The 25582-nt window shown below is 68.3% G+C and carries 22 protein-coding genes and 1 riboswitch; of the genes, 16 read left to right on the top strand and 6 right to left on the bottom strand.

The features are described from left to right. Window positions 1-96: 96 nt before the first annotated feature. The 3 genes from ABNQ39_RS26120 to ABNQ39_RS26110 form a co-directional block, all read right to left on the bottom strand. Window positions 97-1218: a TAXI family TRAP transporter solute-binding subunit gene (locus tag ABNQ39_RS26120; protein WP_376963832.1), complete on the bottom strand. Its 1122-nt coding sequence runs from the start codon at window positions 1216-1218 to the stop codon at window positions 97-99. Window positions 1219-1249: 31 nt separating this feature from the next. Next, window positions 1250-2635 carry a hypothetical protein gene (locus ABNQ39_RS26115; protein WP_376963829.1) on the bottom strand — a complete coding sequence of 462 codons (1386 nt, stop codon included), beginning with the start codon at window positions 2633-2635 and terminating at the stop codon, window positions 1250-1252. Window positions 2636-3082: 447 nt separating this feature from the next. Further along, complete coding sequence (locus tag ABNQ39_RS26110) at window positions 3083-3643, bottom strand: sugar O-acetyltransferase (protein ID WP_376963826.1); 561 nt, start codon at window positions 3641-3643, stop codon at window positions 3083-3085. Window positions 3644-3929: 286 nt separating this feature from the next. Here ABNQ39_RS26110 and ABNQ39_RS26105 point away from each other — a divergent pair, with 286 nt between their 5' ends. Beyond that, window positions 3930-4373 (top strand): hypothetical protein, encoded by a 444-nt coding sequence (locus ABNQ39_RS26105; protein ID WP_376963823.1) that lies wholly within the window; start codon window positions 3930-3932, stop codon window positions 4371-4373. A gap of 106 nt (window positions 4374-4479) precedes the next feature. Here ABNQ39_RS26105 and ABNQ39_RS26100 read toward each other — a convergent pair whose 3' ends face one another. Continuing rightward, the gene (locus ABNQ39_RS26100) at window positions 4480-5670 is read right to left on the bottom strand and encodes a plasmid replication protein (protein ID WP_376963820.1); all 1191 of its coding nucleotides are present in this window, start codon (window positions 5668-5670) and stop codon (window positions 4480-4482) included. A gap of 902 nt (window positions 5671-6572) precedes the next feature. Here ABNQ39_RS26100 and ABNQ39_RS26095 point away from each other — a divergent pair. The 8 genes from ABNQ39_RS26095 (at window position 6573) to adhE (ending at window position 15931) form a co-directional block, all read left to right on the top strand. After that, a complete protein-coding gene (locus tag ABNQ39_RS26095) occupies window positions 6573-7448 on the top strand; it encodes a helix-turn-helix domain-containing protein (protein ID WP_376963817.1) in 876 nt (291 codons plus the stop codon). A gap of 11 nt (window positions 7449-7459) precedes the next feature. Beyond that, on the top strand, window positions 7460-8134 hold the full coding sequence (locus tag ABNQ39_RS26090) for a hypothetical protein (protein WP_376963814.1): 675 nt from the start codon (window positions 7460-7462) through the stop codon (window positions 8132-8134). An 82-nt stretch (window positions 8135-8216) separates the two neighbouring features. After that, window positions 8217-9293 (top strand): UV damage endonuclease UvsE, encoded by a 1077-nt coding sequence (locus ABNQ39_RS26085; RefSeq protein ID WP_376963811.1) that lies wholly within the window; start codon window positions 8217-8219, stop codon window positions 9291-9293. Between the two features lie 72 nt (window positions 9294-9365). After that, window positions 9366-10970 (top strand): PAS domain-containing sensor histidine kinase, encoded by a 1605-nt coding sequence (locus ABNQ39_RS26080; protein ID WP_376963808.1) that lies wholly within the window; start codon window positions 9366-9368, stop codon window positions 10968-10970. After that, window positions 10960-11658, top strand: a complete 699-nt coding sequence (locus ABNQ39_RS26075; RefSeq protein ID WP_376963805.1) for a response regulator transcription factor — start codon at window positions 10960-10962, stop codon at window positions 11656-11658. Before ABNQ39_RS26080 ends, ABNQ39_RS26075 begins: the two co-directional genes overlap by 11 nt. A 124-nt stretch (window positions 11659-11782) precedes the next feature. Then, on the top strand, window positions 11783-12205 hold the full coding sequence (locus tag ABNQ39_RS26070) for a response regulator transcription factor (protein WP_376963802.1): 423 nt from the start codon (window positions 11783-11785) through the stop codon (window positions 12203-12205). Window positions 12206-12372: 167 nt separating this feature from the next. Continuing rightward, entirely contained in the window at window positions 12373-13113 is a 741-nt protein-coding gene (locus ABNQ39_RS26065) for a helix-turn-helix domain-containing protein (protein ID WP_376963800.1), read from the top strand. Window positions 13114-13273: 160 nt separating this feature from the next. Continuing rightward, on the top strand, window positions 13274-15931 hold the full coding sequence (gene adhE, locus ABNQ39_RS26060; RefSeq protein ID WP_376963797.1) for a bifunctional acetaldehyde-CoA/alcohol dehydrogenase: 2658 nt from the start codon (window positions 13274-13276) through the stop codon (window positions 15929-15931). Window positions 15932-16026: 95 nt separating this feature from the next. On the opposite strand, the gene ribB is transcribed toward adhE, so the two are convergent. Both ribB and ABNQ39_RS26050 read right to left on the bottom strand, forming a co-directional pair. Next, window positions 16027-16689 (bottom strand): 3,4-dihydroxy-2-butanone-4-phosphate synthase, encoded by a 663-nt coding sequence (ribB, locus tag ABNQ39_RS26055; RefSeq protein WP_376963794.1) that lies wholly within the window; start codon window positions 16687-16689, stop codon window positions 16027-16029. A gap of 133 nt (window positions 16690-16822) precedes the next feature. Further along, window positions 16823-16974: riboswitch (FMN riboswitch) on the bottom strand. A 109-nt stretch (window positions 16975-17083) separates the two neighbouring features. Next, the gene (locus ABNQ39_RS26050; RefSeq protein WP_376963791.1) at window positions 17084-18070 is read right to left on the bottom strand and encodes a sugar-binding transcriptional regulator; all 987 of its coding nucleotides are present in this window, start codon (window positions 18068-18070) and stop codon (window positions 17084-17086) included. A 148-nt stretch (window positions 18071-18218) separates the two neighbouring features. Between ABNQ39_RS26050 and ABNQ39_RS26045 the strand changes: the two genes are divergently transcribed. Genes ABNQ39_RS26045 through ABNQ39_RS26015 form a run of 7 tightly spaced genes read left to right on the top strand, consistent with a single transcriptional unit; the run spans window position 18219 to window position 25515 of the window. Beyond that, window positions 18219-19166: a sugar ABC transporter substrate-binding protein gene (locus ABNQ39_RS26045; RefSeq protein WP_376963788.1), complete on the top strand. Its 948-nt coding sequence runs from the start codon at window positions 18219-18221 to the stop codon at window positions 19164-19166. Window positions 19167-19170: 4 nt separating this feature from the next. Beyond that, a complete protein-coding gene (locus ABNQ39_RS26040; RefSeq protein ID WP_376963785.1) occupies window positions 19171-20793 on the top strand; it encodes a sugar ABC transporter ATP-binding protein in 1623 nt (540 codons plus the stop codon). Further along, window positions 20790-21779, top strand: coding sequence for an ABC transporter permease (locus ABNQ39_RS26035; RefSeq protein WP_376963783.1), 990 nt, complete (start codon window positions 20790-20792; stop codon window positions 21777-21779). The genes ABNQ39_RS26040 and ABNQ39_RS26035 overlap by 4 nt, the downstream gene beginning before the upstream one ends. 14 nt (window positions 21780-21793) lie before the next feature. Then, window positions 21794-22867 carry a thiamine pyrophosphate-dependent dehydrogenase E1 component subunit alpha gene (locus ABNQ39_RS26030; RefSeq protein WP_376963780.1) on the top strand — a complete coding sequence of 358 codons (1074 nt, stop codon included), beginning with the start codon at window positions 21794-21796 and terminating at the stop codon, window positions 22865-22867. A gap of 11 nt (window positions 22868-22878) precedes the next feature. Beyond that, window positions 22879-23874 carry an alpha-ketoacid dehydrogenase subunit beta gene (locus tag ABNQ39_RS26025; protein ID WP_376963777.1) on the top strand — a complete coding sequence of 332 codons (996 nt, stop codon included), beginning with the start codon at window positions 22879-22881 and terminating at the stop codon, window positions 23872-23874. Next, window positions 23871-25187 (top strand): acetoin dehydrogenase dihydrolipoyllysine-residue acetyltransferase subunit, encoded by a 1317-nt coding sequence (locus ABNQ39_RS26020; RefSeq protein WP_376963774.1) that lies wholly within the window; start codon window positions 23871-23873, stop codon window positions 25185-25187. Before ABNQ39_RS26025 ends, ABNQ39_RS26020 begins: the two co-directional genes overlap by 4 nt. Beyond that, window positions 25180-25515: a carboxymuconolactone decarboxylase family protein gene (locus ABNQ39_RS26015; RefSeq protein ID WP_109095760.1), complete on the top strand. Its 336-nt coding sequence runs from the start codon at window positions 25180-25182 to the stop codon at window positions 25513-25515. The genes ABNQ39_RS26020 and ABNQ39_RS26015 overlap by 8 nt, the downstream gene beginning before the upstream one ends. Window positions 25516-25582 lie beyond the last annotated feature (67 nt).

Raw genomic sequence — 25582 nt, 5'->3', positions numbered from 1 at the left:
CAGGCGGATCAACATCGCCTATGCCGACGATCCGCGCTTCACCGACTTCCTGGCGGAGGAGCTTCGCGCCTGACGCCGCCTGCTACTGCCGCCCCCCTACTGCGGCGAGCGCGCCTGCCACAGCAGGAACTGCTCGAACAGCTTCTCCGCCTGCTGGGGCGGCACCCCGCGCTGCTCGACGAAGCTGCGGAACTCCTCCTTCCTGGCGGCGGCGGTCTGCGGCTCCTTCGCCGCCGACGCCTGACGCAGCCACTGCTCCGCCGGCTCGAAGCGGGTCCAGCCGGGAACGTCGGCGGCCAGATTGACTTCCTTCCATTTCGGATGGCGCGGCGGCTTCAGGAACTCGTCGAACTTGCTGAAGAAGGCGTCGACGAAGCGGGCGACCTTGCGGTGGCGCTCCAGGTCGCGTTCCCAGCCATAGACCGCCATCACCGCACCGACCGCCACGGTGTCGACCTGCTCGCCGGGCTTGATCAGCCCGTCATAGTCGGCGCTGGTCAGGCGCGACGGCAGATAGGTGTCGAGCAGCGCGGCGCTCATCGGGATCGACAGGAAATGCAGCCCGTCATTCGCCTTCAGGTCGCGGAACAGCCGGGTCGGCTTGCCGGCGACATAGGCCATCGCCGCGATCTCCCCCTTGCGCAGCTTTTCCAAAGCCAGCGCCTGGTCGTTCGCCTGCGGCTCCACCTTGATGCCCAGCATGTCGAAGACCAGCGAGGCGGTCATCGAGGTCCCGCTTCCCTGGACATCGACATTGACCTTGCGGCCGGCCAGATCCTCGATCCGCGTCACGTCGGGCCCGGCGAGGATGTGCAGTTCCTCGTTGTAGAGCTTGGCGATGTATTTGATGCGGCGGTCGAGGTTGGGCAGGAGCCGTTCGCGCTTGGCATAGGCCAGCACATCGGACTGCACGATGCCGACATCGATCCCCTTCAGCAGCACAACGTCCTTCAGGTTCTGGACCGAGCCCTTGCCCAGCATGGGGAGGACGCGCAGCGTGTCGCCGTCGTCCAGCACCGACGCCAGATCGGCGGCGATGCGCACATAGGTCCCCTCGACCCCGCCCGACACGATGCCGACGGTGCCGCTGTTGGCATTGACGCCGCGCGGATCGGCAGCCGACGCCGTGCCGGCGAGGCCGAACACGCCGCCGGCGATGCAGGCCCCCACCGCAAGCATGCGGCCAAGCGCCAGCAAACGGACCAACGATGCCTTCATGATGCTTTCCCCCCTCGATGGCTGCGCCCGGCTATCGCGATTTTCCGGCAAGCCAGTCGGTCAGTTTCTTCAGTTGCTGTTCGGCATCCCCGCTGCCGGCGGCGACCGCCCGCCGGTACCATGCGGCGGCCTGCTCCGGATCGGGGGCCAAGCCGCGGACATGCAGCCGCTCATGCACCAGCGGGTCGTGGGTCCGGCCAAGCGCGAGGGCCGCCTTCGCATTGCCGGTTTCGGCGACCATCTCGTAATAGAGCCGCGCACCCGCCAGATCGCCCTGGGCGAACAGGTCGTCGCCCCGCTTCATCAGCGCCGCCTCCGGAATGTTGGACGGCAACTTGGCCGGTTTGTGCACCACCTCTTCCCGCTTCTCCGCCCGCGGCGGCTCCGGCGGAGGAGCGGCCACCACCGGAACGGCGGCAAGGGCGACGGTATCCGGCGGGGGAGCGGCCACGGGAGCAGCCGGGGGCTCCGGCGGCGGCTGAACGGCTGCCGGGGCCTCGGCCGGCGGGTCAGCCGGCGGAGCGACGGAAGCGGCTTGCTGCTCCGGCACCGGGGTTGCCGGTGGGTCGGCTGGCAGACTGGCCGGTGCCTCGACGACTTCCGGTTCGCTTTGCCGCGGCTCCGGCGGTACAGGCGGGGAAGAGCTTCCGGACACCGCCGGTTCCGCCATGTCCGACTTTACCGCCGCCTCCACGACCTGCGCCGGGCCTCCCTGCGACGAGCCCCCCTGCGCCGGCGCCGGAGGTTCGGCAGCAGAGTTGGCCGCTGCGTCGGCGACCGCAACGGTGTCGGAGAGCGGGACCGCCAGCGTCACCGCCTGTCTGGCGACCACGCCGCCGCCGTGATCGGTCACCGCCGTGATGTGCAGAGTCAGCGGGGCGGCGGTTTCGGCCAGCACGCTCAGGGTCAGGTCGGACAGGTCCTCCTGCGCCACCTTCCAGGCCCCGTCGCTGCTCCGCTGGCCCCGCGACAGGCTGGCACCGTCGGGCAGATTGTCGATCAGGACGAAGGTGACCGCCTCATATTGCGGGTTCGGCTGGCCGTAGGGAGAGGTGACGACGATGGACAGCGGGATCGGTTGCCCCGCCACGCCGCCCGACGTCTGGGCGGCGACGAAGGGCATCAGCCGCCAGTCGGTCGTTGCCTCGCCGGATTTTGCCTCGCCGGATTTCGGCAGCACCGTCGTGTGGGTGGCGACGGTATCGACCTGCCGGGCGTTGTTGGCATGCGGCTTCTCGCGCACGACAAGCCAGGAGTCGAGCGTGCTGTCGGCCCCGCCATCCTCGCCCGGCGCTTCCGCAGCCACCAGCAGGCAACAGCCGTCGAACCGCCCGGTCACGCCGTCAAGTTGCATCGGCAGCGCCAGAACCGTCAGCACGGCAAAGCAGGGGCGGACGGTGCTCGGGCCTGGGAGCAAGGACTGCCCGGCATCCCAGCGGCGGCGCCGATGCAAAAAATCGGCATGGGATAGGAAACGGTGCAGAAAGCGGGGCCGCGTCTCGCGCATGTGGCATCCTCCCAGACAAAATCCCTCAAAACCCGCCTCTCGGCAGATCCTATTGGGGACTTTTGAAAGACATGCGGCGATGTTTTACGCCGTCGATTGTTTCTAATTATTTGTTATCTTACCGATCTCTCGGGATCGTTTTATTTTAAGTGACAACCAAAGAAAAACAACCATCCCGTAGAGGGCGTTTCCCGTTTTGCGGCAAAGGGAGGATTACTTCGTAATCTTCGGATCCGCATCGGGCGGAGAGGCTCCGAACCCGGCCGCAGCATTGGCCGCCGGAACGGGGTGCCACCACCGGACGTGGCCGCACCCCCTTGAGGAAACAGGATTTCGGGAAAGAACAGGAGACGCGGATCAGCGCACCCTGGCCGGGTTTCCCATCACCGTGGCGCCGGCCGGCACGTCGCGCGTCACCACGCTGCCGGCACCGACGATGGCGTCGTCGCCGATGGTGACGCCGGGCAGGATCAGCGCAGCGCCGCCGATCCAGACATTGCGGCCGATGCGGATGGGCCGCCCGAACTCCAGCCCGGCCTCGCGGGTGGCGAAGTCGCGCGGGTGGTCGGCGGTCAGGATCTGGACGCCCGGCCCGATCTGCGTCTTGTCGCCGATGGTCACCGCGACGACGTCCAGGATGACGCAGTTGAAGTTGAGGAACACCCCGTCGCCGAGGCTGATGTTGTAACCATAGTCGCAATGGAAGGGCGGGCGGACGACCGCTCCCTCGCCCACCGCGGCGAAGCGCTCCAGCAGCAACTTACGCCGGTCGCCTGCGGGCAGGGCGAGCGCGGCGTTGTAGCGGACCATCCACTCCTTGGCGGCGGCCTGATCCGCCTGGATCTCCGGGGCCGAGGCGTCATAGAGATCGCCGGCCAGCATCTTTTCCTTTTCGCTGCGTCCATCGGACGTCTGCATCGCTCATCTCCCAAGTCGCCTGCCCGCCGACGGATTGTCCGCTGGGGGGAGGCGATTAGAGCAGATGTCGGCCGGCCATGCGCCGACGCTTGAGGATGACCGGCACCCTGCACTTGGCGCGCCCTGGCATGCGCCACCCTCGCAAGGCACGACATACTTATACTTGTATGTATCTAATCTTTATATCCTTAAAAAGGTATCTTTCTCTTGAGAACAACCATAAGCGCAATTAACGTCATTCTCGCACGCGCGCTCAGCCCAGCCTCACGGGCGAATGCGCGCGTTCATGCTCCCCGGTCACGTGCAGGAGGATTCAGCGGTGAAAAAACGGTTTGCTCTGGCGTTCGCCTTTGCCGTCGGCCTGTCGGGTCTGTTCGCAACCGCGACGTCGGCGGCGACTTACGTCTGCGCCTCCGAAACCAACTGCGATAACTATACTCCGATCACGGCGACACAATTGGCACTGACCGCGCCCGATACGAAGATCACCGTCCAAATGGCGCTGCAGCAATCGGCGGACGAGTCGATCAAAAATGGCTACAACAGCGTCGCGAAGACCGACCTCGGCATTACCAAATGGTGGCACAAGGGCGGCAGCACGACGCTCGACCAGACCTATTATCACATCACCGTCAGGATCTACAAAGACAACAAGTGGACCAAAACCTGCCACGCTTATGCCCTCAACATCGGCACGAGCACACCGAAATATCAGGCGACTTGCCAGTAACTGCTCAATCGTCTTCGGTCACTTGAATAGTGACGGCAAGGGCCCCGCCGAGTGAGGGCAAGCGTGAGGCCTGATGCATCAGGCTTCACGCTTCACGCTCGAAAGGTCAGCCTTCGCCCTGGCCGCTGCGCGCGCCCAGCAGCGTGCTGCGGCGGCGGCGCAGTTCGACGCTCTGGCCGGGGGAGATGGGCAGGAACTCCTTCGGGCGCTCGTCGCTGCCGGCGATGGCGCGGAAGGTGGCGGCGTTCGCCTCCTGCACGACATTGCCGCGGCGGACCTGATCGAGGAATTTCTGACTCGGCATCATGATGTATTCGATGTCGTTGATGCGCCGGCCATCCTTCGACACCGTCTTCTCGACCTGATCGAGGATGCCCTCCTCGACCAGCGAATCGACGGCGGAGGTCACGGTGCGCAGCGTGTCGCGCCGCCGGCTCCACTCGTTCATGCCGCTGTTGTTGATGATGTCGTCGGCCGACAGCGTCATCGGCGGCACATCGTGAACGCCGTCGGGCAGGCGGCTGAGGTCGAGGTCGCCATATTCGATGGACAGGCGGTTGTAGAGCCAGCGCGCCACCGGACTCTTCAGCCGCATGATCCACTGGTAGGAGATCGGCTTGAATTCCAGGTTGCGGATGGCCGAGGCGACCAGCGCGTTGAATTCCAGATAGGTGTCGTTCTCGTCCTCCTCGCCGCCTTCGCCGGTGCGCGGGCGGATGTAGAGGGTGGGGAAGACCGAGGATTCCAGAACCGGCCGCGCCGATTTGCGGCCGTTCTCCGGCATCTTGCTGATGATCATCCGGGTACGGGCGAGGATCTCCAGAGCCTCGCGGATCTCGGCCGTGTCCATGGTGCGGTTGACCGCGCGCAGCTCGCGCCGGATCTCGTAGAGCGAGAAATGGACGCGGACGCGGTCCTGCTTGTCGCCCATCAGCGACAGGCGCGAGCGGTCCATGGCGAGGCGGCGCACCACCTGCTCGACGATCTGCTCGCGCTCCGACGGGAACACCTCATACTCGACCATGCGCTTTTCCGTCGGATCCTCGCCGGGGCCGGGCTTGGCCGGGCGGTAGATGCGGGCGGGCTGCAAGGTCAGCGAGAACAGGGCGTCCTTGAAGGGAAACTCCTTGTGGACCGACTGGACGAACGCGTTGGCGGCCGGCAGCTCCGGCTCGGTCCCCCGGCCTTTCGACACGAACACGAATCGCGGTGCCGTGTCGTAAAGCGCGATCATATGGGACTGACTGCGGTCCTCCATCTCGAACAGAGTCAGCTGGACCGCGTTCGCCTTGCTCATGCCTCATCCCTCCTCGCCACAGGCCACGATAGGGGTTCGTGTCGGACGGAGGCAACCAGCGGAGAGGACTGAAGCCCGAGGCCTGTGTCCCATTTGGCCGCGCTTGTGTAGGAATTGGCCGCGCCTGTGTCCCGGATGCCCGCGGTTGGACCGAAACGGCACCGCCCAACGCTGCCGGCTTGGCCCCGCCCAGCGCGAATCGCGGCAAGACCGACCAAGCGCGAGGATTCAGGACACAGACTCGGGTCCGCCGATTCTGCCGCGCCGCAGCGACGAAGCGCGGGCAAATGGGACAGCCCCGGGCGCGACGGCCCGCAAACGCGAGCATTCGGGACACAAGCCAAGCCGCCCAGCGTGTGACGGACCGCCCAACCGCGGGCAAATGGGACCGAACGGAACCGAATCCCCTCTCCCCCCGGGGAGAGGGTCAGGGTGAGGGGGATGCACGGCGAAGATTTTCGGGAAAGCGCGCGGTGGCTCCCCTGACCAATTCCCTTCCCAATAAATTTTATCGAACAATCACAATAGCTTATTGCAGCCATCGACTCATTAGACCCCCGCAAGCTCAGCCCAACGACAGTCCGCCCTCCGAACCGCGAGCAAGTGGGACAACCTGTCCAGGGGACCGGCGGCGCGAATCCGGCGAAGCGCGGGCAAACGGGATCGGATCCGATTCGCAGCGCTGGCGCGACCAAAGCCGACCGAACCGCGGGCAAAGGCGACAGGGTCGCGGGCCGATGGGACAGAATCGCGGGCCAACGGGACACAAACGACTCTGTCCCATTTGCCCGCGATTCGACGGCCGGCACGACCGGCGGAATCCTTCCCCGCAAGTTCACCGGCCATCCGGCAGCCTCACCCGCTGGCCGCCTGCCGTTTCCCATGCCTTGCGGAGTTTCCCCATGTCGGCCAAATCGTCGCCATCCACATCGCCCCCATCCGACGGACACCCTCTCGACACGCGCCGATGGGGCCGGATTCCCGCTTGGTGGCTCGACCATCCCGGCCTGGAGGCCGACGGTTTCGCCGTCCTGGCAGCACTCGCCACCTTCGCCGACGACAGCGGCCTGTGCTGGCCGTCGCAATCGACGCTGGCCGCCAAGCTCAAGCGGTCGCGCCCGACCGTCAACCGCATCATCCAGGCATTGAGCGACCTCGGGCTGGTCGGCATCGAACATCGCCGCGGCCGCGACGGCGCCCGCCTGTCCTGCCTCTACCGCCTGCGCTTCACGCCCCTGGACGGCAGCGGGCCGGATACGGAACAGCGGGCTGCCACCGCCGAACATCGCCCTGTTCCGGTGGCCGACAGGGATGACTCCGCCACGCACAGCCCCTGTCAGCCGGCGAGTCAGGAACAGGTCCAATTCAAACAGATTCCAGACTCGCTCGCTTCGGGCGAGCCCGCGGAGACACAGACCAGCACTCAGGCACGAGCGCAGGAGGTTCCGGAAGGCTGGATGCCGACCGCCGACGATCTCGCCTGGGCCAGGGCGCGCCATGCCGAGATCGACCTCGGCCGCCATATCGAGGGCTTCATCCTGCGTTGCCGGGCCCATGGCTACCGCTACCGCGACGTCTCCTCGGCCTGGAGGGCGTGGCTATCGCAGGACGCCGCCGTCGGCAAGGCTCCCCCCCTCTCCGGCACCAGCCCGGCCTTCGCCGCTCCGGCCCGCAAGTTCGCCCACACATCCACCGCAACCGAACAGCGCCTCGGTGCCTGGAGCGCTGCCGCCGACGAACTGCGCCGCCGCTCCGCCGCCGCTCCCGCTTGGCGATGAAGGGACGACCGATGACCGCAGGATCCAGAAGCGCCGCCCCCGGTAGGGCGACCGTCACCGCTTTGTCGCGGCCCCATTTTCCGGCCTCGCCGGCCGCCGCCTTCGACCCGACCCTGCCTGCGCCCCAGCGCCGGATCCGGTTGACCGCCACGCTGCCGCCGCCGCTTCAGGAACTGCTGGCCCAGGGCCGCACCGACCGGCGCCCGCGTTTCGGCGAGGATGGCTTCGACGGCATGATCGAGCAGTGGTTTCCCCCGGCCGGCGTCACCGTTGCGCAGGCGGCGCTCGCCCGCCAGACCCTGGAGGATCTGTCCGGGACCGTGCTGGCCCCGGCCGATTGCGACCATCTGCTCGGCCGCGTGCTGACCCTGCTCAGCCATTTCCCGGCCAAGGGTCTGTCGCCCGAGGTCGAGCGGATGATGGCGCTCGACTGGGCCGAGGATCTGGGGGAATACCCGGCCTGGGTGATCGACGCCGCCGCCCGCCATTGGCGCCGCAGCCGGAAATGGCGCCCCTCCATCGCCGAGATGCGCGCCCTGTGCGAGGAGCTCTGCGCCCCGGAACGCGCCCTGGCCGACCGGCTGCAAGCCCTTGCCGACGCCGCGCCGCGCGAAGCGGCGGCCCCGGAGCCTCTAGCCCAGGATCCGCGGACACTGGCGACGGGAGCGCTGCGCCGCATGGGATAAAGCCGGCCGCAATCGGCCTGCGGTGGAAGCGCCGGATCCGCGGTCCATATTAAGCGGCCCGTCCGCTTCATCATGCCGACCGATGCCCGACACCTCCGCTCCGATGCCGCCGTCCACCGCCCGTTTCGGCTGGTGCTGCCAGTATGTTCCGCCCGATGGCGATGCCGGACTTGCCAAGCGCATGAATCCAGGCACCGTCACCATCGCGACGTTGAGCAAGCTGAGCCCGGCCCGTGCCGAGGAAAAGCTGACGGAGGTCCTGCGCCGCAACCTCCAGTCCCTGCATCTGCAACTGGACGAGGTCGCCCGGCATCCGGCCTACCGCCGCCTGCTGCGCGTCAACAGCGGGCTGCTGCCGGCCTACACGCACGAGGTCGGGCGGCCGCTCTACCGCCAGCCCGGTGTGCAGGCGCTGGTGCGGAGCGGGCTAGAGCATGCCGGCCGCAAGGCGATGGCAGCGGACATCCGCATCGGGCTGCACCCGGACCAGTATTGCGTGCTGAACAGCGCCACCCCCTCCACCCTCGACAATGCGGTGGCGGAGCTGGAGTACCATGCCGACATCCTGCGGATGATGGATCTGACCGGCGGCTGGCACCCGCGCGGCGCCCACGTCAACATCCATGGCGGCGGGCGCGGCGAGGGGATCGCCGGCTTCCGCCGCGGTTATGCCCTGCTGTCGGAGGAGGCGCGCAATCTGCTGACGGTCGAGAACGACGAGATGTCCTTCGGCCTGGACGATCTGCTGCCGCTGGCCGACATCGTGCCCATCGTGCTCGACCTCCACCACCATTGGGTCCGCAGCCAGGGCGAGTATCTGCGTCCCGACGATCCGCGCATCGCCGTGGTCGCCGGCTCCTGGCGCGGGGTGCGGCCGGTCGCCCACATCAGCGTGTCGCGCGAGGATCTGCTGGCCGACTGGCCGGCCGACAGCCTGCCGGATTATGCCGCCCTGGCGGCGCGCGGGCTGACGACCAGGGATCTGCGGGCGCACTCCCAGCGCATGTGGAACCACGCGGTCAACCGGCTGGTGGCGGCGCATCTCTCCTGGGCCGATTTCGAGGTGGAGGCCAAGGCCAAGAACCTCGCCGTCGACGATCTGGAGGAGGACGCCCTGCTGAGCGGCGCCATCTCCGCCCCGGCTTCCTCCGGTCCCTGATCGCCGGTCTTGACCCACGGTTGTACTCAACTACTCTGTTGCCGACGAAGGATAAGAGGTCGAGGGTGGGACGTGGCGGACGATAGCCGGGATGATAACCGGGCCGGTGACCGGGAACAGAACCTGGGTGCTCTGTCGCAGTTGCAGGCGATGCTGGACACCGTGCCCGACGGGGTCGTCATCATCGACGACCGCGGCCGGATCACGTCGTTCAATCCCGCCTGCGAACGGCTGTTCGGCTGGACCGCGGCGGAGGTGGTCGGCCGCAACGTCAACATCCTGATGCCCACCCCCTACCGGGAGGAGCATGACGGCTATCTGGAGCGCTATCACCGCACCGGAGAGCGCCGGATCATCGGCATCGGCCGCGAGGTGACAGGCCAGCGCAAGGACGGCTCCTGCTTTCCGATGGATCTGTCGGTGGGGGAGGCGAGCCAGGACGGCCCGCCGGTCTATATCGGCATCATCCGCGACCTGACGGCCTCCCGGCAGGCCGAGACCGCCCTGCGCGAGCGCGAGGCGCGGCTGGCCTCCATCCTCCAGACGGTGCCGGAAGCGATCATCGTCATCGGCGAGACGGGGCTGATCGAATCCTTCAGCCCGGCGGCCGAACGGCTGTTCGGCTGGACGGCGGCGGAGGTGACCGGGCGCAACATCAGCATGCTGATGCCGTCCCCCTACCGCGAGCAGCATGACGGCTATCTGGAGCGCTACGGGCGGACGGGGGAGCGCCGCATCATCGGCATCGGCCGCATCGTGTCGGGCCAGCGGCGCGACGGCTCGGTCTTCCCGATGGAGCTGGCGGTGGGGGAGGTGCTGCTCGCCGGCCGGCGCTGCTTCACCGGCTTCGTCCGCGACCTGACCGAGCGGCAGGCCACCGAGCGGCGCTTGCAGGAACTCCAGTCGGAGCTTCTGCATGTCAGCCGGGTCAGCGCCATGGGCCAGATGGCCTCGACGCTTGCCCACGAGCTGAACCAGCCGCTGACCGCCGTCATCAACTACGCCAAGGCCGCCAAGCGCCTGATGGAACGCCCGGAAACGGTGTCCAAGGCGATGGACATGGTCGACAAGGCGAGCGCCCAGGCCACCCGCGCCGGCCAGATCATCCGCCACCTGCGCAGCTTCATCGAGAAGGGCAAGACCCACCGCTCCGTCGAATCCCTCAACAAGGTGGTGGAGGAGGCGAGCGCGCTCGCCCTTGTCGGCGCCAAGGATCGCGGCCTGCATGTGCGCTTCGACTTCGAGCCCGCCGACCCGCAGGTGCTGATCGACAAGGTGCAGGTCCAGCAGGTGATCCTCAACCTCGTCCGCAACGCCATCGAGGCGATGAGCGGCGCGCCGGGCGGGCAGCGGGTGCTGACCGTCCGCACCGGTTTGGAGCCGGCGGACGAGGCTTTCCGCCGCGTTTCCGTCACCGACAGCGGCCCCGGCGTGCCGGAGACGGTGCGCGCCCAGCTGTTCCAGCCCTTCGTCACCACCAAGAGCAGCGGCATGGGGCTCGGCCTGTCGATCTGCCGCTCGATCATCGAAGCCCATGGCGGCCGCCTGTGGCTGGAGCCGGCTGCCGATTTGCCCACCGAGCCGCCGGCCGAACCGCCATCCACCGGCGCCAGCTTCGCCTTCACCGTCCCCCTCTCGACTTCCCTGTCCGCATCGGATGCCGACGATGCCAGCTGACATTGCGCCCGACATGACCGCCGACCTTACCGTCTTCATCGTCGACGACGACGACGCCATCCGCGATTCCCTCCAGGTCCTGCTGGAATGCGCCGGCTTCCGGGCGGAGAGCTTCGACACCCCGCTCGGCTTCCTGGAGTCCGACGCGCCGTCGCGGCCGGGCTGCCTGCTGGTCGATGTCCGCATGCCGCAGATGAGCGGCCTCGACGTTCAGGAACGGCTGACCCGCGACGGCCACGCCATCCCGGTGGTGGTGATGACCGGCCATGGCGACGTGCCGCTTGCCGTCCGCGCCATGAAGGCTGGCGCGGTGGACTTCGTCGAGAAGCCGTTCGAGGAGGAGGCGCTGCTCGCTGCCGTGCGCTCCGCCCTGGCCCGCGCGGCGGACAGCCGGACGGCGCAGGATCCCCCGCCGGCCGCGGCCCCGGAACAGCCGGCTCCCCCGCCCGCCGCTTCCGCCCCGCCCGAGGTGCTGGCCCGCCTGTCGGCTTTGACGCCGCGCGAACTCGACGTGCTGCGCTGGCTGGTGGCCGGAAAGTCGAACAAGGTCATCGCGTTCGAGCTGTCGATCAGCCCGCGCACCGTGGAAATCCACCGCGCGCGGGTGATGGAGAAGATGCAGGCCGACAGCCTGCCCACCCTGGTCCGCATGGCGATTGCCGCCGGTGTCGTTCCCGGCGGGGGCTGATCTGCATCAAAAGCGCGCCGCATACGCATTGCTCCGTATATCGGTGCCCCCGGCCTCATTTTATCTTCCATGACGCGCCGCACCCTCGGCGCTGTTTGTCTGTTATGGAAGTTCGGAGGCCGTCATGGATCGCCTGGGCAATGAGCCGGGCAGCGGGCCGGGCGGGATGCCGGGTGCCGGTATCGTCCACATCGTCGACGACGATGAGCCGGTCCGCGACTCGCTGAAAGCGCTGCTGGAAGCCTTTTCCTTCGATGTGCGGGACTTCTCGTCCTGCCGCGAATTCCTCGACCGTTACGACGGAAACCCCAAGGGCTGCCTCGTTCTCGACCTGCACATGCCGGTGATGAGCGGGCTGGAATTCCTGGAGCGCCATCGCGGCGACCTGCACGGCATGCCGGTCATCATGGTGTCCGGCCGCGGCGATCCCGCCACCTTCGCCCGTGCCCGCGAGGCCGGCGTCATCGCCGTGCTGGAGAAGCCGTTCGACGAAGACCAGCTGATCGACATGCTGAACGGCCTGATGCCGTCGTCGGCCGCGGCCTGATACGGACACCTGCTACGGCCACCCGATATGTAGGTACACTTACGTACGCAAACTTCCTTAGGTACATCACCGAACTGCACAGGGCGACAGGGGAAAGTTAGCTTCGGGCCATCGGATGCACACCGGAACGAACCGGACCGCATCGCACCGTCAAGGCCGAGGTCACCATGTCCACGCACGCCGCCATTGCCGCTCACGCCAACCGCGCCGTCCCTGGTTATCTGGTCTCCGCCCTGGCGATGACGCCGAACGCCGGCATGGGTGCCGCCATCCAGCCGCGCAACCCCGCCGACCCGCTCGCCAGCCTGGGCCACGCCAAGGTCTACGAGCGTGAGACCACGGTCTTCACCGAGGGCGATGCCGCCGGCTCGGTGTTCCGGGTGATGAGCGGCATGGTCCGCCTCTACAAGATGCTGCCCGACGGCCGCCGCCAGATCATCGGCTTCCTACAGGCCGGCGACATGATGGGTTTGGCCTTCGCCGCCCAGTATCTCTACACCGCCGAAACCGTGACGGCGACCACCATCCAGCGCATCCCGCGCCTTGAGCTGGACGCCCTGATGGATGCCCAGCCGGCCTTCGCCCGCAAGCTGCTGTCGGCCACCACCTCGGAGCTGATGGCGGCGCAGGACCAGATGGTTCTGCTCGGCCGCAAGACCGCCGCCGAGAAGGTCGCCACCTTCCTGCTGCGCCTCAGCGACCGCAAGTGCGGCGGCAAGGGAGACGATTGCACCATCGACCTGCCGATGGGCCGCAGCGACATCGCCGACCATCTCGGCCTGACCACCGAAACCGTGTCGCGCACCCTGACCAAGCTGAAGTCGAGCCGCCTGATCCGCATCCTGGTCGGCGGCAAGCTCGACCTGCTGGACCGCGACGCCCTGGCCGACCTCGCCGGCGGCTTCTGACCCCCACCGCATCCTTTTCAAATTCCTGGCCGAACACCGGGCGCTCCAAATGATTTTTGAGCGTCCCGGAGCGCGGCGGCGCGCCCGAACGGCGCCCTTCCCCACACATCACCGCGACGGCGTCATTGCGTACTTCGCGGACAGCAAGTGGATGATGACCATGACCGTTAAAACCCTTTCCGACCTGAACGCCCTGATCGCGCGGGTGAAGGCGGCGCAGGCGCGCTTCGCCGACTATCCGCAGGAGAAGGTCGACCTGATCTTCCGCAGCGCAGCACTCGCCGCCGCCAACGCCCGCATCCCGCTCGCCAAGATGGCGGTGGCGGAGACCGGCATGGGCGTCATGGAAGACAAGGTCATCAAGAACCACTTCGCCGCCGAATACATCTACAACAAGTACAAGGACGACAAGACCTGCGGCGTGCTGTCCGAGGACAACGACGCCGGCATCCTCACCATCGCCGAGCCTGTCGGCCTGATCTGCGGCATCGTCCCCACCACCAACCCGACCTCCACCGCCATCTTCAAGGCGCTGATCGCGCTGAAGACCCGCAACGGGCTGGTGCTCTCCCCCCATCCCCGCGCCCGCAAATCGACCTGCGAAGCCGCCCGCCTCGTGCTCGCCGCCGCGGTCGAGGCCGGCGCGCCCGACGACATCATCGGCTGGATCGACGAGCCCTCGCTCGAACTCTCCAACGCCGTCATGCACCACCCCGACATCGCCCTGATCCTCGCCACCGGCGGGCCGGGCATGGTCAAGGCCGCCTATTCCTCGGGCAAGCCCGCCATCGGCGTCGGCGCCGGCAACACCCCCGCCGTCATCGACGAGTTCGCCGACATCAAGCGCGCGGTGGCCTCCATCCTGATGTCCAAGACCTTCGACAATGGCGTGGTCTGCGCGTCCGAACAGTCGGCGGTGGTGGTCGAGGCCGTCTATGACGCCGTGCGCGACCGCTTCGCCCACCATGGCGGCTACATCCTGTCGCCGCGCGAGGCCGACGCCGTGCGCAAAATCCTGCTGACCGACGGCCATCTCAACGCCGACATCGTCGGCCAGCCCGCCCACGCCATCGCCGCCATGGCCGGGCTGAACGTGCCGCTCGCCACCAAGGTGCTGATCGCCGAGGTGACCGACATCGATGACAGCGAACCCTTCGCCCATGAGAAGCTGTCGCCGACCCTGGCGCTCTATCGCGCCAAGGATTTCGCCGAGGCCTGCGACAAGGCCGCCGCCCTGGTGGCGCTCGGCGGCATCGGCCACACCTCGGCGCTCTACACCGACCAGGACCGGCAGGCCGAACGCATCCGCCATTTCGGCGACAGGATGAAGACCGCCCGCATCCTGATCAACACGCCGTCCTCGCATGGCGGCATCGGCGACCTCTACAACTTCCGCCTCGCCCCCTCGCTGACGCTGGGCTGCGGCTCGTGGGGCGGCAACTCGATCTCGGAGAATGTCGGGCCGCAGCATCTGATCAACAAGAAGACGGTGGCCAAGCGGGCCGAGAACATGCTGTGGCACAAGCTGCCCAAGTCGATCTATTTCCGCCGCGGCTGCCTGCCCTTCGCGCTGGAGGAGCTGCGCGGCAGGAAGCGCTGCCTGATCGTCACCGACCGCTTCCTGTTCGAGAACGGCCATGTCAACGACAGCGTCCGCGTGCTGAAGTCGCTGGGGCTGGAGGTCGAGACCTTCTTCGAGGTTTCGGCCGACCCGACGCTGGCGGTGGTGCGCAAGGGCGTGGCGCTGGCGAACGCCTTCCAGCCCGACGTGATCCTGGCGCTGGGCGGCGGCTCGCCGATGGACGCGGCCAAGATCATCTGGGTGATGTACGAGGCGCCCGAGGTGGCCTTCGAGGATCTGGCCCTGCGCTTCATGGACATCCGCAAGCGCATCTACACCTTCCCCAAGCTCGGCGTGAAGGCGCAGCTGGTGGCGGTGCCGACCACGTCGGGGACGGGATCGGAAGTGACGCCCTTCGCAGTGGTGACCGACGAGCGCACCGGGACCAAGTACCCGATCGCCGACTATGAGCTGACGCCGAGCATGGCGATCGTCGACGCCAATCTGGTGATGGACATGCCCAAGGGCCTGACGGCGGCGGGCGGCATCGACGCGGTGACCCATGCGCTGGAGGCCTATGTTTCGGTGGTGGCGAACGAGTATTCCGACGGTCAGGCCTTGCAGGCGCTGAAGCTGCTGAAGGAGCATCTGCCGTCTGCCTACCGCAACGGGAGCCAGGATCCGAAGGCGCGGGAGCTGGTTCACAATGCGGCGACGCTGGCCGGCATCGCCTTCGCCAACGCCTTCCTCGGCGTGTGCCATTCGATGGCGCACAAGCTGGGGGCGGAGTTCCACATCCCGCACGGCATCGCCAACGCGCTGCTGATCGCCAACGTGATCCGCTACAACGCGGCGGACATCCCGACCAAGCAGACGGCGTTCAGCCAGTACGACCGTCCGAAGGGGGTGGCGCGCTATGCGCAGATCGCCCGGCATCTGGAACTGGGCGGCAGCCGCGACCATGAGCGGGTGGAAAAGCTGATCGGCTGGGTGGAGGAGTTGAAGCGGGCGCTGGAGATCCCGGTCTCGATCCAGGCGGCGGGGGTGCCGGAGGCGGCCTTCCTGGCGCGGGTCGATGCGATTGCCGAAGCCGCCTTCGACGACCAGTGCACCGGCGCCAACCCGCGCTACCCGCTGGTCGCCGAGATCAGGCAGTTGCTGATCGACAGCTACTATGGCCGCGCCTATGTCGAGCCGGCGGGCGAGCACACCCCGGCCGAGTTGACTGTCGTCGGTCAGAAGACGGCGGCCGAGTAACCGCTCTTCCCACCTCACGCCACACAACGCGGACCGCCCCGCCGGAAGCAATCGCTCCGACAGGGCGGTTCCCGTTTGCCTGCGGCCGAACCCGGTCAGCGATCCGATTGCAGGCCGCTCTCCGCCACCAGATCGGCGATGCTCACAATCGGCATCGACTGGTCTTCCGCAAAGACGATCAGCTCCGGCAGGCGGGCCATGGTGCCGTCCGGGTTCATGATCTCGCAGAGCACGCCCGCCGCCTTGCGTCCGGCCCGCGCCATCAGCTCGATGGTGGCTTCCGTATGGCCGCGGCGGGCCGCCAGACCTTGCGGATGGGCGCGGATCGGGAAGACATGGCCCGGCCGCGCCAGATCCTCCGGACGGCAGTCGTCGGCAATCGCGGTGCGGATTGTCGTCACCCGGTCGGCCGCCGAAACGCCGGTGGTGACGTCCTCGCGGGCTTCGATGGACACGGTGAAGGCGGTTCCGAAGCGCGAGCTGTTGGCCGGCACCATCGCCGGCAGCTCCAGCCGTTGCAGATGCTCGTCGGGCAGGATCAGGCAGACGATGCCGCTGCACGCGCGGATCAGCAGAGCCATCTGCTCGACGGTGATGCTGTCGGCCGGGTAGATGATGTCGCCTTCATTCTCGCGGTCGTCGTCATCGACGACGATCACTCCCTGCCCCTGCTTGAGGCTGTCGAGGGCGCGGGCGACGCGTTCGCCCGGCGTGCCGAAGCGGGCGAGCAGGTCGTTCTGACGGTAAATCTGATTCATGGTTCTCACATCCACTGAAGGGTGAGCCTGAATCAGGGCGCAAAGAGACCTCCAGCGCGCCGGACCGGAACCCGACGCGATGGCGCGAACCAGCGACGGTGGGCCTGCTCGCGGCAAGCCACCGGCGCGGTCTGCTCATTCTCTTCCATCCGGACTGTAACCGTCGGCCCCGGCCTCACACCGGGTCTGCTGACCTCACCGCCAGAGGCGGCAAGCGCTCGCGGGCTCCCCTTCTGTCGAAGGGATACCGCCGGTCGGGAGTTTCACCCTGCCCTGAGAACAAGCCTATATCGCCGACCGGGATCGGTCGACTGCGTCACCATTCCGCAACCGAACCGCCGCTGTCAAGGGAGCATGGCTGCCGTTTCCACCGGGCGGCAGCACGGGCACTCCCTCACTTCACCAGCTCCAGCGCGGTGTCGCCGTCGATGATCAACCCGCGCGCCACCCCGCTGGCGAGGAAGGCGCGGGCGGCCTGGAGCTTCGTCCGGCCTGCCACCAGCGCCACCGTGTAGGTCTGCTTCAGCCCGTCGAGGCTGAGCGCCAGCGTGCGGCGGTTCAGCGGATGGTCGACCGCCCTGCCGTCCTCGTCGAAGAACAGCCCGTTGGTGTCGCCGACCGCCCCCGCCGCCCGCAGTTCCGCCAGTTCGCCGGCGCTGATCATGCCCTGCGTCCGCAAGAGCGACGCCTCGCGCAGCTCGCCGATGGAGATGTAGGCCACCGTCGTCGACCGCGCGAGCTGGAGCGCCGTCTGCACCGACTGCTGCGACAGCAGCACGTCGCGCGCCTCCAGGCTGTCGGCGATGAAGGGCACCGGCAGGAAATAACCCTCCGCCCCGGTGGTCCGCGCCAGCGCATGCACCACGTCGAACGGGTTGTAGGCCGAGCGCGCGGTCAGCGATCCCATCAGGCTGATGAATTTCGCCCGCGGCGCGCTGACCCCCGCCATCTGCAAGGTCATCTGCTCCAGCGTCCGGCCCCAGCCGGTGCCGACCACCGCCTCCTCCGTCTCCGCCAGATGGCGGCGCAGATGGGCGGCGGCGGCGGCCCCCACCGCCCGGAAGGCGAAGGGGGCGAGCAGCGCGTCGTCGCGCTCGCCGCCGGCATCCTGGGTCAGCGCCGGCGTGCAGATGCAGACGTCCAGCCCATAGCGCTCGCGGATCGCCTCCTCCACCGGCAGCAGACCGACATTGGCGGAATTGATGGTGATGCTGACCATGCCGCTGTCGCGGGCGTCGGACAGCAGCTTGTTCACCCGTGCGCGGGTGACGCCCAGCCGGCGCGCCGCCGCCTCCTGGTTCAGGCCGCCGACATAGTACAGCCAAGCCGCCCGCGCCATCAGCACCTCGTCCTCCGGCCCTTCGCTGGTCCCGTTCCGCATCGCGCGCTTCTCCCCTCTACCCCTGTCAGGTGACAAATGTATCTGGTGTTGACATTTGTCACGCCCCACCACAAGCTCATCGTCGTCGGCGCAAGACCGGCATCGAGAATTCGCCAGCCAGATAGCTGGCAATGGGAGGAGAATGGAAATGAAAAACCGGCTTTCCGGAATGCTTGCGGCTGTCTCGATGGTCGCGATGATGACCGCCACGGGTGCGGCGCAGGCGCTCGACATCGCCTGGGTCCATGCCAATGCCGCCGCGCAGTCCGAACAGCGGGTGAAGGCCGGCTTCGACGCCTGGGCCAAGCAGAGCGGCAAGACCGACTGGAAGATCAGCGTTCTCGACAGCGGCGGCTCGGGCGAGGCGACCGCCTCCAACATCCAGGACGCAGCCAACCGCGGCGTGAAGGCCATCGTCATCACCATGGCCGACCTGCGCGCCAGCCGTGCCGCGCTCGACGCCGCCAAGGCCGCCAAGATCCCGGTCTTCGCCGTCGATTCCGGCTATGTCGACGGGGTGCTGGTCGATGTGACCACCAACAACTGGGCGATGTCGGCCAACGTCTCGGTCTATCTGCTCGACCAGATGGGCGGGCAGGGCAACCTCGTCTTCCTGCGCATGGCCGAACACCACGGCACCCGCAAGCGTGGCGACGTGATGGCGACGGTGCTGAAGGAATATTCCGGCGTGAAGGTGCTGGCGGAGCACAACATCAACTACACAGCCTTCTTCGAGGACACCAACCGCACGATGGAGGATTACGTCGCGCGCTTCGGCAACACCATCACCGCCGTCTGGGCGCCGTGGGACGAGCCGGCGCAGGCCGCCGTCAACGTCATCAAGGGTGCCGGGCTGAAGAACGTGAAGGTGATCGGCATCGACGGCCACCCGCAGGCGGTCGCCGAGGTCTGCAAGCCCGACAGCCCGCTGATCGCCACGGTGCGCCAGCCCTTCGAGGAGATGGGCAAGACCGTCGGCCAGTGGCTCGACGACGTGGTGGTGAAGGGTAAGCCCGCCGCCGAGGTGATCCCGACCAAGACCGTCTATCTCGACGCGCCGCTGATCACCAAGCAGAACTGCAAGCAGTTCATGTGACCGGGTGCCGCCGGCCCGCGATGGCGGATCCGTCCGCATCTGGGCCGGCGGCGGCCAGCTTCATCCCCTGCTGTTGCAAGAGGTCGCCATGGAAATCCATCTGGCCGACATCGCCATGCAGTTTCCGGGAACGCGGGCGCTGGATGGCGTGGACGTCGTCTTCCGCAGCGACGAGGTGCATGGCCTGATCGGCGAGAACGGCGCCGGCAAATCGACGCTGGTCAGCATCCTGGGCGGCAGCCTTCAGCCCAGCGGCGGCACCATCGCGGTGGACGGGCGCAGCGTCCGTTTCGGCTCGCCGCAGGACGCGCTGTCCCAGGGCATCGCCCATGTCAGCCAGGAGGGCAGCCTCGTCCCCGGCCTGACCGGGGCGGAGAACATCCTGCTCGGCGTCGAACCGCGCCGCCTCGGCGGCATGATCCGCGCCTCGGCCCTGAAGGCGCAGGCCGCGGCGCTGCTCGCCACATGGTTTCCGCAGGTCGAGATCGACCTCGGCTGCCCGGTGGCCGAACTGCCGATGGCCGACCGCAAGGTGATCGAGATCGTCCGCGCGCTCCGCGGCTCCGCCCGCATCGTCATCCTCGACGAGCCGACGGCGACGCTGCCCGCCCGCGAGAAGGAACAGCTGTGGGCGATCATCCGCACGCTGCCGGCCCGCGGCGTCGGCGTGGTGCTGATCAGCCATTTCCTGTCGGAGATCAAGGCGCTGTCGCACCGCATCACCGTGCTGCGCGACGGCCGGCGCATCTGCACGGAGTCCGCCGACGCGCTCGACGAGCAGATGCTGGTCGACATGATGCTGCGCCGCAGCGGCTCCGGTCCGCAGCGCAAGTCGGAAGAGGCGGCGCGGGCCAGCCGCGGCGAAATCGTGCTCGACATCCGCGACTGGCGGGTCGGGCGGCTGCATGTGCCGCGGTTCACCCTGCATGCCGGCGAGATCGTCGGGCTGATCGGCCTGACCGGTGCCGGCCATTTCGGCTTCGCCCGCTCGCTGCACAGCCCGTCCGGCGTGCGCTGCGCCGGGCTGGCGGTCGGCGGCCGGCCGGTGAAGCCGGGACCGCCCGCCCACATGCAGGCGGCCGGCATCGCGCTGGTCCCCGACCACCGCATGGAATACGCGCTGATCGGCGAGTGGACGCTGCGCGAGAATCTGGCGATGGTCCATCCCGGCCATGGCGCCATCGCCGCCGGCATCCTGTCGCCCGGCCGGGAGGAGGCCGAAGCCCGCCGCATCATGCGTCTTCTCAACGTGAAGGCCCATTCCTCCGGCCAGCTTCTGCGCACGCTGTCGGGCGGCAACAAGCAGAAGATCTCCATTGGCAAATGGCTCTACGGCGCCGAGGGCCGCTACCGCGTGATGATCTTCATCGAGCCGACTGAGGGCGTCGACATCGGCGCCAAGGCCGAGATCTATGCCGAGATGCGGCGCCTCGCCGCCACCGGCGTGGGGATCGTCATCGCGTCCTCCGACCTGCTGGAGATCGAGGCGCTGGCGCACCGCGTCATCCCCTTCCATCACCTGCGGCCCGGCCCGGAAATCCCCGGCACCGGCTTTTCCGAGAGCGCGTTCATCGCCGCCATCTCCGGAGCCGTCCCGGAGACTGCAAAATCAGGAATTCCCGCATGACCGACACCGCCACCGGATCCCTCCCCAGCCACGACCGGCTGTTCGGGCTGCGCAAGGAGCATGTCCAGCGCTACAGCACGCTGGTCGTGCTGGTCGCCATGTTCGTGGTCTTCTCGCTCGGCGTCGACCGCTTCCTGACCGGACAGAACCTGCTGAACATTGCGCAGCAGATCTCGATGCTGACCATCGTCGGCGCCGGCCTGACCTTCGGCTTCGCCGCCCGCGAGATGGATCTGTCGGTCGGTTACACCGTCGGGCTTGCCGGCGTGCTGGTGCCGCTGCTGCTGGTCAAGGGCGTGCCGCTTCCGCTCGCCCTGCTGGCCGGTCTCGGCGCCGGGCTGGCGGTCGGGTCCGTCAACGCCCTCCTCGTCACGCTGGTCGGCATCCCGTCGCTGATCGCGACGCTGGCCGTCGGTTCCATCCTCTACGGCATCAACTTCCTGATGACCGGCGGCCGGGCGATCTATGGCGGGCTGGACGAGGCCTATCTCTGGCTCGGCCAGGGCCGCGTCGCCGGCATCCCGGTCCTCGCCTTCTTCATGCTGGCCGCCGTGCTGGTCGCCTGGTTCGTCATGGAGCGGACGATCTTCGGCCGCTACATCTACGCCGTCGGCGGCAACCAGAAGGCGGCCGAGCTGTCCGGCATCCGCGTGCGCAAGTACCGCGCCGCCGCGCTGGTCGTCTGTTCCCTCTTCGCCGTGATGGCCGGCACGCTGCTCGCCGCCCGGCTCGGCTCCGGCCAGCCGAATGCCGGCGAGCGCTACCTGCTCGACGGGCTGGCGACGGTCTTCATCGGCATGACCATGTTCCGGCCGGGCACCGCCACCGTGCCCGGCACCTTCTTCGGCGCGCTCTTCATCGGGGTCATCAACAACGGCCTCAACCTGATGGGGATGGACACCTACATCCAGGCGATCGTGAAGGGCGTCATCATCCTTGCCGCCGTCGCCGTCGTCTCGCGCAGCACCAAACTCAACCTTCTTTGAAATCGGAGTCTTCGATGTACGAGGCTGACCTCCGGGCCACGGCCGGCCGCGCCATGGCGGGCCGGGTCGGGGCGGGCGCCAACACGCGCCTTCCCGAACTCTACCGGACGATGCGCCGGATCCGCACCTTCGAGGAGCGCGTGGGCGAACTGTTCGTCCGCGGCCAGTCGGCCGGTTCCATGCTGCACCTGTCCATCGGCGAGGAGAGCGCCGCCGCCGGTGTCTGCGCACATTTGCGCGACGGCGACAGCTTCACCACCCACCACCGCGGCCACGGCATCTTCCTCGCCCGCGGCGCCGACCCAGCCCGCATGATGGCGGAGATCGGCGGCAAGGAAGCCGGCTATTGCCACGGCAAGGGCGGGTCGATGCACATCGCCGACATGGGGCTGGGCCATCTCGGCGCCAACGCCATCGTCGGCGGCGGCATCCCGGCGGTGGTCGGCGCCGGGCTTTCCGCCCGCCACCACAAGACCGGCGCCGTCAGCGTCGCCTTCTTCGGCGACGGCGCCACCGGCCAGGGCATCCTCTACGAGAGCATGAACATGGCCGCCCTGTGGGGCCTGCCCTGCGTCTTCGTCTGCATCAACAACCAGTACGGCATGGGCACCAACATCGCCCAGGCGACCGCCAACCCCAACCTGCACGAACGCGCCGCCGCCTTCGGCCTCGCGGCGGAGACGGTGGACGGCCTCGACGTCGAGGCGGTGGCCGAGGCCGCCGAGCGTCTCGTCGAGGGTGCGCGGGCCGGCAAGCCCGCCTTCCTGGCGGTGTCCTGCTACCGCTTCTACGGCCATGCCCGCAAGGACAAGTCGCCCTACCGCGACCCCGTGGAGGAAGAGGCCGGCCGCCGTCAGGACCCGGTCGCCTTCGCCCGCTCAGCATTGATCGACCGCGGGCTGGAGTCGGAGAGCGAACTGGACCGGCTCGATACCGAGATCGGCGCCGAGATGGACGCGACCATCGACTTCACCGTGGCGCAGACCGAACCGCCGCTCGCCTCGATGTTCCGCGACGTCTATGCGCCCGAGGAACCCGAACCCGAACCGGTGCGCGCCCGCATCGACCGCGTTCTGGCGCGGGACTGAGGAGACCACCAATGGCACTTCAGGAACTGACCTATCGCGACGCTCTGCGCAAGGCGCTGGCCGACGCGATGACCGAAAACCCGGACGTGGTGATCCTCGGCGAGGAGGTCGGCCGTTACGGCGGCGCCTATGGCGTCACCAAGGATCTGATCAAGGAGTTCGGGGCGGAGCGGGTGATCGACACGCCGATCTCCGAACCGGCCATCGTCGGCGCCGCGGTGGGTGCGGCGATGACCGGCCTGCGCCCGGTGGCGGAGCTGATGTATGTCGATTTCATCGGCATGACCATGGACCAGCTCGCCAACCAGGCCGCCAAGATCCGCTACATGTTCGGCGGCCAGATCGGCGTGCCGATGGTTCTGCGCACCCAGGGCGGCACCGGGCGGTCGGCCGGCGCCCAGCACAGCCAGAGCCTGGAAGCCTATGTGATGCACACGCCGGGCCTGCGGCTGGCGATGCCCGCCACGGTGGCCGACGCCTATCACCTGCTGCGCATGGCGCTGACCAAGCCCGATCCCGTCGTCTTCATCGAGCATAAGGCGCTCTACACCATGAAGGAGAGCGTGGACCTCGACGCCGAGCCGCTGGCCTGGGGCAAGGCGGCGGTGCGGCGCGAGGGGCGCGATCTCGTCATCGTCACCTATTCCCGCCAGCTTCATTACTGCATGGAGGCGGCGCGCCAGCTGTCGGCCCAGGGCGTCGAGGCGACGGTGATCGACATCCGCACGCTGAACCCGCTCGATTTCGACACCATCCGCGCCCATGTCGAGCGCACCGGCCGCGCCATGGTGGTCAGCGAGGGCGTGATGACCGCGGGCGTCGCCGCCGAACTGTCGGCGCGCATCACCGAGGAATGCTTCGACTTCCTCGAGGATCCGGTGGTCCGCGTCGCCGGCGAGGACATCCCGATCTCGGTGTCGACCGCGCTGGAAGCCGGATCGGTGCCCGGCCCGCAGCTGATCGCCGACACCGCTCTCCGGATGCTGGCCGGACGGGTGCCGGCATGACGACCGCAAGTACCACGACCCTCACCCTGACCATGCCCCGGCTTGGCGAGACGATGGAGGAGGGCGTCATCGTCGGCTGGCTGGTCGAGCCGGGACAGCAGTTCCGCCGCGGCGACGCCATCCTGGAGCTGGAAACCGACAAGACCGTCGTCGAATATCCCGCCCTGGGCGATGGCCGTCTCGACGGAACGCTGGTGTCGGCCGGCGACCGTGTGCCGGTCGGCGCCCCGATTGCCCGCGTCGCGGTCCTGTCGGCCGACGAGTGGGCCGCCGCCCTTCCCGACACGGCGGAAGCCGAGGCTGAAGTAGCCCCTGCGGCCGGCGCATCGGCAGCGCCATCCCCGCCCGCCGGCTTCACTGCCGCCACGCCGGCTCCGGAACGCGGCTCCGACGACCGGCTGCGCGCCACGCCGACCGCAAGGCGGCTGGCCCGCCAGCACGGCGTCGCGCTGGAGACGCTCCACGGCAGCGGGCGCCGTGGCCGGATCGAGCGGGCCGATGTCGAGAATGCCACCGGTTCGACCGCCCCTGCGCCGGCCGATCTGCGCTGGCTCGACACGCCGGCCGGCCGGCTGGCCTATGCGCAGGCCGGAAGCGCAGGCCCGGTGCATCTGCTGGTCCATGGCTTCGCCGGGGACCGCAGCGCCTGGGCCAATCTGGCCTCCGGTCTCGCCCGCTCCGGCAAGCGTGTGCTGATGCCGGATCTCCCCGGCCATGGCGCGACCGCCATCGAGGCGACCGATGTTGACGGTCTGGCCGCGGCGGTGACGGCGCTGGCGGAAAGCCTGCCCGGACCGCTGGTTCTGGTCGGCCATTCGCTGGGCGCCGCCGCCGCCGTCCACGCCGCCCGCCGGCTCGGCAACCGGGTGGCGCGCCTCGTCCTTCTCACCCCCGCCGGCTGCGGGCCGAGGATCGGTGCCGACTTCGTCCACGGCATGGCCACGGCTGAAACCACCGGCGAGGTCTCGCATCTGCTGCGCCTGCTGGGGCCGCGCGGCGGCCAGCTGTCGGATGCCGCCCTCGCCGCCATGACGCGCGAGATGGGGCGGGGGCGCCTGCGCACGCTCGCCACGGCGCTCGCCACCGCCGACGGCCGGCAGCGCATAGACCTGCTGCGCCCGCTGGCGGAGCTGGCAGAGCGCATTCCCGTCCGCGCCATCTTCGGCCTGGACGACCGCATCGTGTCCGCGACCGACGCGCTCAACCTGCCGCCGCGTGTGGCGGCCCATTTCCTGCCGTCCGGCCACATGCCGCAATGGGACGCCCCGCGCGAAGTCGCGGCCCTGATAGATGAGGAGACTCCGCATGGATGACGCAAAGACCGATCTGGCGGCGGCGAAGGCGCGGCTCGGTGCCTTCGCCAAGGCTTCCCCCGCCCTGATGAAGGGTTTCGCCGAGGTCAGCCGGACGGCCAGCGCCGCCGGCTCCTTCACCCCCGCGCAAAAGGAGCTGATGGCGGTGGCGATCTCCGTCGCCACCCGCTGCGAGGACTGCATCCTCTACCATGTCGACGGCGCCCGCCGGCACGGCGCCGCCGAGGCCGAGCTTGTCGAGGCGCTTGAGGTCGCGGTCGAGATGGGCGGCGGTCCCGCCGTGATGTATGCCGGCAAGGCACTGGCGGCGTTCCGCTCGCTCGGCTGAGGGGAGCCCCCCGTCCCCCGGCACTTCCCCCTCTCCCCCCTGGGGAGAGGGGATCTCTCGCAATCAT

It is taken from the genome of Azospirillum sp. A26 (assembly GCF_042604635.1).
Classification (GTDB): Bacteria; Pseudomonadota; Alphaproteobacteria; order Azospirillales; family Azospirillaceae; genus Azospirillum; species Azospirillum palustre.
This window is presented reverse-complemented; position numbering and strand designations above follow the sequence as displayed.

What these genes read in the sequence shown, in the direction of transcription:
- ABNQ39_RS26120 (WP_376963832.1), bottom strand. Translation starts at nt 1,218, where the DNA reads ATGAAGGCATCGTTGGTCCGTTTGCTGGCGCTTGGCCGCATGCTTGCG.
- ABNQ39_RS26110 (WP_376963826.1), bottom strand. Translation starts at nt 3,643, where the DNA reads ATGCAGACGTCCGATGGACGCAGCGAAAAGGAAAAGATGCTGGCCGGC.
- ABNQ39_RS26105 (WP_376963823.1), top strand. Translation starts at nt 3,930, where the DNA reads ATGCTCCCCGGTCACGTGCAGGAGGATTCAGCGGTGAAAAAACGGTTT.
- ABNQ39_RS26100 (WP_376963820.1), bottom strand. Translation starts at nt 5,670, where the DNA reads ATGAGCAAGGCGAACGCGGTCCAGCTGACTCTGTTCGAGATGGAGGAC.
- ABNQ39_RS26095 (WP_376963817.1), top strand. Translation starts at nt 6,573, where the DNA reads ATGTCGGCCAAATCGTCGCCATCCACATCGCCCCCATCCGACGGACAC.
- ABNQ39_RS26090 (WP_376963814.1), top strand. Translation starts at nt 7,460, where the DNA reads ATGACCGCAGGATCCAGAAGCGCCGCCCCCGGTAGGGCGACCGTCACC.
- ABNQ39_RS26085 (WP_376963811.1), top strand. Translation starts at nt 8,217, where the DNA reads ATGCCCGACACCTCCGCTCCGATGCCGCCGTCCACCGCCCGTTTCGGC.
- ABNQ39_RS26075 (WP_376963805.1), top strand. Translation starts at nt 10,960, where the DNA reads ATGCCAGCTGACATTGCGCCCGACATGACCGCCGACCTTACCGTCTTC.
- ABNQ39_RS26070 (WP_376963802.1), top strand. Translation starts at nt 11,783, where the DNA reads ATGGATCGCCTGGGCAATGAGCCGGGCAGCGGGCCGGGCGGGATGCCG.
- ABNQ39_RS26065 (WP_376963800.1), top strand. Translation starts at nt 12,373, where the DNA reads ATGTCCACGCACGCCGCCATTGCCGCTCACGCCAACCGCGCCGTCCCT.
- adhE (WP_376963797.1), top strand. Translation starts at nt 13,274, where the DNA reads ATGACCGTTAAAACCCTTTCCGACCTGAACGCCCTGATCGCGCGGGTG.
- ribB (WP_376963794.1), bottom strand. Translation starts at nt 16,689, where the DNA reads ATGAATCAGATTTACCGTCAGAACGACCTGCTCGCCCGCTTCGGCACG.
- ABNQ39_RS26050 (WP_376963791.1), bottom strand. Translation starts at nt 18,070, where the DNA reads ATGCGGAACGGGACCAGCGAAGGGCCGGAGGACGAGGTGCTGATGGCG.
- ABNQ39_RS26045 (WP_376963788.1), top strand. Translation starts at nt 18,219, where the DNA reads ATGAAAAACCGGCTTTCCGGAATGCTTGCGGCTGTCTCGATGGTCGCG.
- ABNQ39_RS26035 (WP_376963783.1), top strand. Translation starts at nt 20,790, where the DNA reads ATGACCGACACCGCCACCGGATCCCTCCCCAGCCACGACCGGCTGTTC.
- ABNQ39_RS26030 (WP_376963780.1), top strand. Translation starts at nt 21,794, where the DNA reads ATGTACGAGGCTGACCTCCGGGCCACGGCCGGCCGCGCCATGGCGGGC.
- ABNQ39_RS26025 (WP_376963777.1), top strand. Translation starts at nt 22,879, where the DNA reads ATGGCACTTCAGGAACTGACCTATCGCGACGCTCTGCGCAAGGCGCTG.
- ABNQ39_RS26020 (WP_376963774.1), top strand. Translation starts at nt 23,871, where the DNA reads ATGACGACCGCAAGTACCACGACCCTCACCCTGACCATGCCCCGGCTT.
- ABNQ39_RS26015 (WP_109095760.1), top strand. Translation starts at nt 25,180, where the DNA reads ATGGATGACGCAAAGACCGATCTGGCGGCGGCGAAGGCGCGGCTCGGT.